The 6,725-nt window shown below is 70.9% G+C and carries 5 protein-coding genes; all 5 read left to right on the forward strand.

What is annotated here, in order from left to right; genetic code table 11:
* Positions 1–366: 366 nt before the first annotated feature.
* The 5 genes from ACFWW8_RS37815 to ACFWW8_RS37835 all read left to right on the forward strand — a co-directional run bounded on the left by ACFWW8_RS37815 (position 367) and on the right by ACFWW8_RS37835 (position 6,631).
* On the forward strand, positions 367–1,134 hold the full coding sequence (locus tag ACFWW8_RS37815; protein WP_386537297.1) for an IclR family transcriptional regulator: 768 nt from the start codon (positions 367–369) through the stop codon (positions 1,132–1,134).
* A 328-nt stretch (positions 1,135–1,462) separates the two neighbouring features.
* Positions 1,463–2,245: an MIP/aquaporin family protein gene (locus ACFWW8_RS37820; protein ID WP_386537300.1), complete on the forward strand. Its 783-nt coding sequence runs from the start codon at positions 1,463–1,465 to the stop codon at positions 2,243–2,245.
* Positions 2,246–2,320: 75 nt separating this feature from the next.
* Positions 2,321–3,862, forward strand: a complete 1,542-nt coding sequence (gene glpK, locus ACFWW8_RS37825; protein WP_386537303.1) for a glycerol kinase GlpK — start codon at positions 2,321–2,323, stop codon at positions 3,860–3,862.
* Between the two features lie 44 nt (positions 3,863–3,906).
* A complete protein-coding gene (locus ACFWW8_RS37830) occupies positions 3,907–5,514 on the forward strand; it encodes an FAD-dependent oxidoreductase (protein WP_386537306.1) in 1,608 nt (535 codons plus the stop codon).
* A gap of 127 nt (positions 5,515–5,641) precedes the next feature.
* Positions 5,642–6,631, forward strand: coding sequence for a PAC2 family protein (locus ACFWW8_RS37835; protein ID WP_386537309.1), 990 nt, complete (start codon positions 5,642–5,644; stop codon positions 6,629–6,631).
* Positions 6,632–6,725: the final 94 nt, after the last annotated feature.

The following is a 6,725-nucleotide window of genomic DNA, read 5'->3' on the forward strand; positions in this document are numbered from 1 at the left end:
CGGCCACCACCACACGAGTGGCAAGAGCCTCACGGAGGGCGTCGGCCCGGGTCTGGGTGTCTGCGGGCGGGTTCGGCAACGAGGCCATGGCTGAGCTCCCTGGGATGCGACGGCTGTCGGCTTTGCACCCCCTCTGCGTCCAGGGTGCACGCGGTCAGGGTAACCGTGCCCTCCCGGCCCCGGTGAGGTTGTCCCACGTGGCGGACTGCATTCTGTGGCGGGGGCGGACGGGCGCGCACGAGTGTGCGGCGTCGCGATGTGCCGGCTGCCCCTGCACGAGGTCGGCATCGACCGATACTGTTCAGCATTGTCGAACCACATCACTACAGTCAGTACCGACCAGGAACGTCAGCAGGAGGCACCGCGATGGCACGGAACATCCAGTCGCTCGAACGAGCCGCTGCGATGCTGCGGCTGCTGGCCGGCGGCGAGCGCCGGCTGGGGCTCTCGGACGTGGCCTCGTCCCTCGGCCTCGCCAAGGGGACGGCGCACGGCATCCTGCGCACCCTGCAGGCCGAGGGCTTCGTGGAGCAGGACGAGGCCTCCGGCCGCTACCAGCTGGGCGCGGAGCTGCTGCGCCTGGGCAACAGCTACCTCGACGTGCACGAGCTGCGCGCCCGCGCCCTGGTCTGGACCGACGACCTGGCCCGGGCGAGCGGCGAGAGCGTGTACGTGGGCGTGCTGCACAAGAGCGGGGTGCTGATCATGCACCACGTGTTCCGGCCCGACGACAGCCGCCAGGTGCTGGAGGTCGGGGCGATGCAGCCGCTGCACTCGACCGCACTGGGCAAGGTGCTGTCGGCGTACGACCCGGTCGCGCACACCCAGGCCGTGGAGGTGGAGCGCGAGGCGTTCACCCCCCGCACCGTCACGGACGGCGCCGGCTTCGAGGAGATCCTGGCCCTGACCCGGGCCCGCGGCTGGGCCGCGGACGTCGAGGAGACCTGGGACGGCATCGCCTCCGTCGCGGCCCCCATTCACAACCGGCGCCGCATGCCGGTGGGCGCGGTGGCCGTCGCGGGGGCCGTGGAGCGGGTCTGCGGAGAGGGCGGGGAGCCCCGCGCCTCCCTCATCGCGTCCGTACGGGACTGTGCGCGCGCCGTTTCACGCGATCTCGGCGCAGGCCGGTTCTAGGGCCCCTGCAGCCCCTCCAGGGCCGTTCTCGGCCAGACCCTGGTTCCCCCATGCCCTCGTTTCGCCTCATCCCGACCATCCGATGGCCGGATTTGGTTGATCCCACCGAGCGGTAACGATCCGACACTTTGGCCTGGCCGACCCTTGACGCAATCTTCATCCGGGCGGAAAACTGCCGTTCACCGGTCGGCATTGTCGAACACCTAACGGCAATACGCGTTAGGGTGGGGCAAGGCCAAGGGCCGGTGCAGCACTCACCGAGTGCGCGGAACCACCGGTGGGACCCGGTGTCCGCCCACCCCCTGGACGTATGACAAAGGAGTCGCGGGTGTCCAGCTCCGACATCTTCATCGGCGAGACCATCGGTACCGCCCTGCTCACTCTGCTCGGTGGTGGCGTCTGCGCCGCCGTCACCCTCAAGAGTTCCAAGGCCCGCAACGCGGGCTGGCTGGCCATCACGTTCGGCTGGGGTTTCGCCGTTCTGATCGCCGCATACGTCTCCGCACCGCTCTCCGGCGCGCACCTCAACCCGGCGGTCACCGTCGGCATCGCCGTCAAGGACGGCGTCTGGGGCGACGTTCCGGTCTACCTCGCCGGCCAGCTCCTCGGCGCGATGATCGGCGCGGTCCTGATGTGGATCACGTACTACGGCCAGTTCCGCGCCCACCTCTCGGACCCGGAGCACATCCGCGACGCGAAGCTCGGCCCGGAGGACCCGCATCCGCACGACCAGGCCGGTCCGGTCCTCGGCGTCTTCTCCACGGGCCCCGAGATCCGCAACACCGTCCAGAACCTCGCCACCGAGATCATCGGCACCGCCGTCCTGATCCTGGCCATCCTGACCCAGGGCCTTCAGGACGACGGCAAGGGCCTCGGCGTCATCGGCGTCCTGATCACCTCGTTCGTGGTCGTCGGCATCGGCCTCTCGCTCGGCGGTCCGACCGGCTACGCGATCAACCCGGTCCGCGACCTCGGCCCGCGCATCGTCCACTCCCTGCTGCCGCTTCCCCACAAGGGCGGCTCCGACTGGGGATACTCCTGGATCCCGGTGGTCGGCCCGCTCGTCGGTGCCGTCATAGCCGGCGGTCTGTACAACATCGCGTTCGCCTGATCAGCATCGGCAGCGATCGCAAGATCCGCACCGCACCCTGATTCCGCCTACTCACGACCTGCCAGGAGCAGCCACATGACCAGCAGCACCGGCCCCTTCATCGCCGCGATCGACCAGGGCACCACCTCCTCCCGCTGCATCGTGTTCGACCGCGACGGCCGCATCGTCGCCGTCGACCAGAAGGAGCACGAGCAGATCTTCCCGAAGCCGGGCTGGGTCGAGCACGACGCCACCGAGATCTGGACCAACGTCCAGGAGGTCGTCGCCGGGGCCATCGCCAAGGCCGCCCAGGACGTCCCCGGCTTCACCGCCGCCGACGTCAAGGCCGTCGGCATCACCAACCAGCGCGAGACCACCCTCATGTGGGACCGCCACACCGGCGAGCCCGTGCACAACGCGCTCGTCTGGCAGGACACCCGCACCGACGCCCTGTGCCGGGAACTCGGCCGCAACGTCGGCCAGGACCGCTTCCGCCGCGAGACCGGCCTCCCGCTGGCGAGCTACTTCGCCGGCCCGAAGGCCCGCTGGCTGCTCGACAACGTCGAGGGGCTGCGCGAGCGCGCCGAGGCGGGCGACATCCTCTTCGGCACCATGGACTCGTGGGTCATCTGGAACCTGACCGGCGGCGCCCAGGGCGGCGTGCACGTCACCGACGTCACCAACGCCTCGCGCACCATGCTGATGAACCTGCACGACCTGACCTGGGACGAGCGCATCGCCGAGTCCATGGGCGTACCGCTCAACGTCCTCCCCGAGATCCGGTCGTCCGCCGAGGTCTACGGCGAGGTCAAGGAGGGCGTCCTCGCGGGCGTCCCCGTCGCCTCGGCGCTCGGTGACCAGCAGGCCGCCCTGTTCGGCCAGACCTGTTTCGCCGAGGGCGAGGCGAAGTCCACGTACGGCACCGGCACGTTCATGCTGATGAACACCGGCGACAAGATCATCAACTCCTACAGCGGCCTGCTGACCACGGTCGGCTACCAGATCGGCGACGAGAAGCCGGTCTACGCGCTGGAGGGCTCCATCGCCGTCACCGGCTCGCTCGTCCAGTGGATGCGCGACCAGATGGGCCTGATCAAGTCCGCGGCCGAGATCGAGACCCTGGCCTCCTCCGTCGAGGACAACGGCGGCGCGTACTTCGTGCCGGCCTTCTCCGGCCTGTTCGCCCCGTACTGGCGCTCCGACGCCCGCGGCGTGATCACCGGCCTCACCCGGTACGTCACCAAGGCGCACATCGCCCGTGCCGTCCTGGAGGCCACCGCCTGGCAGACCCGTGAGATCACCGACGCCATGACCAAGGACTCGGGCGTCGAGCTCGCCGCCCTCAAGGTCGACGGCGGCATGACCTCCAACAACCTGCTGATGCAGACGCTCTCGGACTTCCTGGACGCCCCCGTGGTGCGCCCGATGGTCGCCGAGACCACCTGCCTCGGCGCCGCCTACGCCGCCGGCCTGGCCGTCGGCTTCTGGCCCGACACCGACGCGCTGCGCGCCAACTGGCGCCGCGCGGCCGAGTGGACCCCGCGCATGCCCGCCGAGCAGCGGGACCGCGAGTACAAGAGCTGGCTCAAGGCCGTCGAGCGGTCCATGGGCTGGGTCGACGACGAAGACGCCAGCTGACCGTCCGGCCGGCGCAATCGACGAGTAAGTAGGAGTCAACGGATATGAGCACCCTGCAGAGCGTTCCCACCCTGGGCACGCACCCGACCGCCGGCTCGAACCCGAGCCGCGCCGAGACCCGTGAGCAGTTGGCCAAGGCCACGTACGACCTGCTGGTCATCGGCGGTGGAATCCTGGGCACCTCGGTGGCCTGGCACGCCGCGCAGTCGGGTCTGCGGGTCGCCATGGTGGACGCCGGCGACTTCGCCGGCGCCACGTCCTCCGCCTCCTCCAAGCTCGTCCACGGCGGCTTGCGCTACCTCCAGACCGGCGCGGTCAAGCTGGTGGCCGAGAACCACCACGAGCGCCGGGTCCTGGCGAAGGACGTGGCCCCGCACCTGGTCAACCCGCTCACCTTCTACCTCCCCGTGTACAAGGGCGGTCCGGTGGGCGCGGCCAAGCTGGGTGCGGGCGTCTTCGCCTACTCCGCCCTCTCGGCCTTCGGCGACGGCATCGGCAAGGTCATCTCGCCCGCCCGCGCCGTCGCCGACAACCCGGGTCTGAAGACGGACAACCTCAAGGCCGTCGCGGTCTACTACGACCACCAGATGAACGACTCCCGCGTCGCCGTCATGACGGTCCGCGCGGCAGTCGAGTCGGGTGCGGTCGTCCTCAACCACGCCGAGGTCACCGGACTGCGCACCACGCGCGGCCGGGTCTCCGGCGCCGAGCTCAAGGACCGTCTGGACGGCACCGAGTTCGGGGTCGACGCGCGGGTCGTGCTCAACGCCACCGGCCCGTGGGTGGACCACCTGCGGCGCATGGAGGACAAGCACTCCATGCCGTCGATCCGCCTCTCCAAGGGCGCGCACATCGTCATGAAGCGCAAGTCGCCGTGGAAGGCCGCCATGGCCACCCCGATCGACAAGTACCGCATCACCTTCGCCCTCCCGTGGGAGGACCAGCTGCTGCTCGGCACCACCGACGAGGTGTACGAGGGCGACCCGGGCGACGTGCGCGCCACCGAGTCCGACATCCAGCAGATCCTGGACGAGGCGGCCTTCTCGGTGAAGGACGCGGACCTGGACCGCTCGCTGATGACGTACGCCTTCGCGGGTCTGCGGGTGCTGCCCGGCGGCCCCGGGGGCGTCGAGAAGGCCAAGCGCGAGACGGTCGTCTCCGAGGGCGCCGGCGGCATGCTGTCGGTGGCCGGTGGCAAGTGGACCACGTACCGGCACATCGGCCGCGTGGTCATGGACAAGCTGGCGAAGCTCCCGGGCAGCCCGCTGACCGAGGACATGGAGCCGGCGAAGTCGCTCGTGCGCCGGATCCCGCTGCCCGGTGTCGCCAACCCGAACGCGGTCGCGCACCGGCTGCTGGTGGACCGCGAGCCCGGCTCTCGGATGGACCCGCTGACCGCGCGCCACCTGGCCTCCCACTACGGCTCGCTGGCGTTCGACATCGCGCGCATCGCCAACGAGGACCCGGCGCTGGCCGAGCGCATCCACCCGGACGGCCCGGAGATCTGGGCCCAGGTCGCCTACGCCCGGGACAACGAGTGGGCGCAGACGGTCGACGACGTGCTGCGCCGGCGCACGACGGTGACGGTCCGCGGTCTGGACGACGCCTCCGTGCGCGCCCGGGTCGAGGAGATGCTGGGCCACCGGGCATAGCTCTCGCGCAGGTGGGGAAGAGGGGCGGTTCCGAGGGGAACCGCCCCTCCGTCGTGGGCTGTGGCCGATGTCCCTTCAAGGCTTAGGCTGACCCACGTACGCAAGGGAACTTCGGAAGGAGACCTGGGTGATCGAGCTTGAGGGCGTGCCCGAGCTGATCGACCCGGTCATGGTGGCCGCGTTCGAGGGCTGGAACGACGCGGGTGACGCCGCCTCCGGCGCGGTCGCCCACCTGGACCGGGAGTGGAAGGGCGAGGTGTTCGCGGCGCTCGACGCCGAGGACTACTACGATTTCCAGGTCAACCGGCCGACGGTGTGGCTGGACAACGGGGTACGGAAGATCACGTGGCCGACGACACGGCTGTCGGTGGTCCGGATCGGCGGCGCGAAGCCGCGCGACCTGGTGCTCGTGCGGGGCATCGAACCGTCCATGCGGTGGCGGTCGTTCTGCAACGAGATCCTCGGCTTCGCCCACGAACTGGGCGTGGAGATGGTGGTCATCCTGGGGGCGCTGCTCGGGGACACGCCGCACACGCGGCCGGTGCCGGTGAGCGGGGTCACCTCGGACGCGGACCTGGCCCGGACGATGGACCTGGAGGAGACGAAGTACGAGGGCCCGACGGGCATCGTGGGCATCCTCCAGGAGGCGTGCACGCACGCGGGCGTTCCTGCGGTGTCGCTGTGGGCGGCGGTGCCGCACTACGTGTCGCAGCCGCCCAACCCGAAGGCGACGCTGGCCCTGCTGAACCGGCTGGAGGACCTGATCGACATCCGGATCCCGCTGGGCGAACTGCCGGAGGACGCCCGGGCGTGGCAGCTGGGCGTGGACCAACTGGCGGCCGAGGACAGCGAGGTGGCGGAGTACGTCCAGACGCTGGAGGAGGCGCGGGACACCGCCGACCTGCCCGAGGCGTCCGGTGACGCCATCGCCCGGGAGTTCGAGCGGTACCTGAGGCGGCGGGACCCGTCAGCCGCCGCGGAGCCGGGGGACGCGACGTACCTGCGGGACCCGTCCGGCGGACTCCCCCGGGCGCCGAAGCGCAAGCCGGAGGTGGCCGGGGAGGAGCCCCCGCCGCCCGCGGCCGCCCCGGAGGAGGATCCGCCTTCGGAGGCCTGACCGCGCGGCCGCGCGGAGCGGGACGGGGCGGGACGGAGCGGGACGGAGCGGGACGGAGAACGCCGGCGGGGCCGGACCGCGCGGGTGCGCGGCT

Origin of the sequence: Streptomyces sp. NPDC058701 (assembly GCF_042715295.1) — a bacterium.
Lineage (GTDB): Bacteria > Actinomycetota > Actinomycetes > Streptomycetales > Streptomycetaceae > Streptomyces.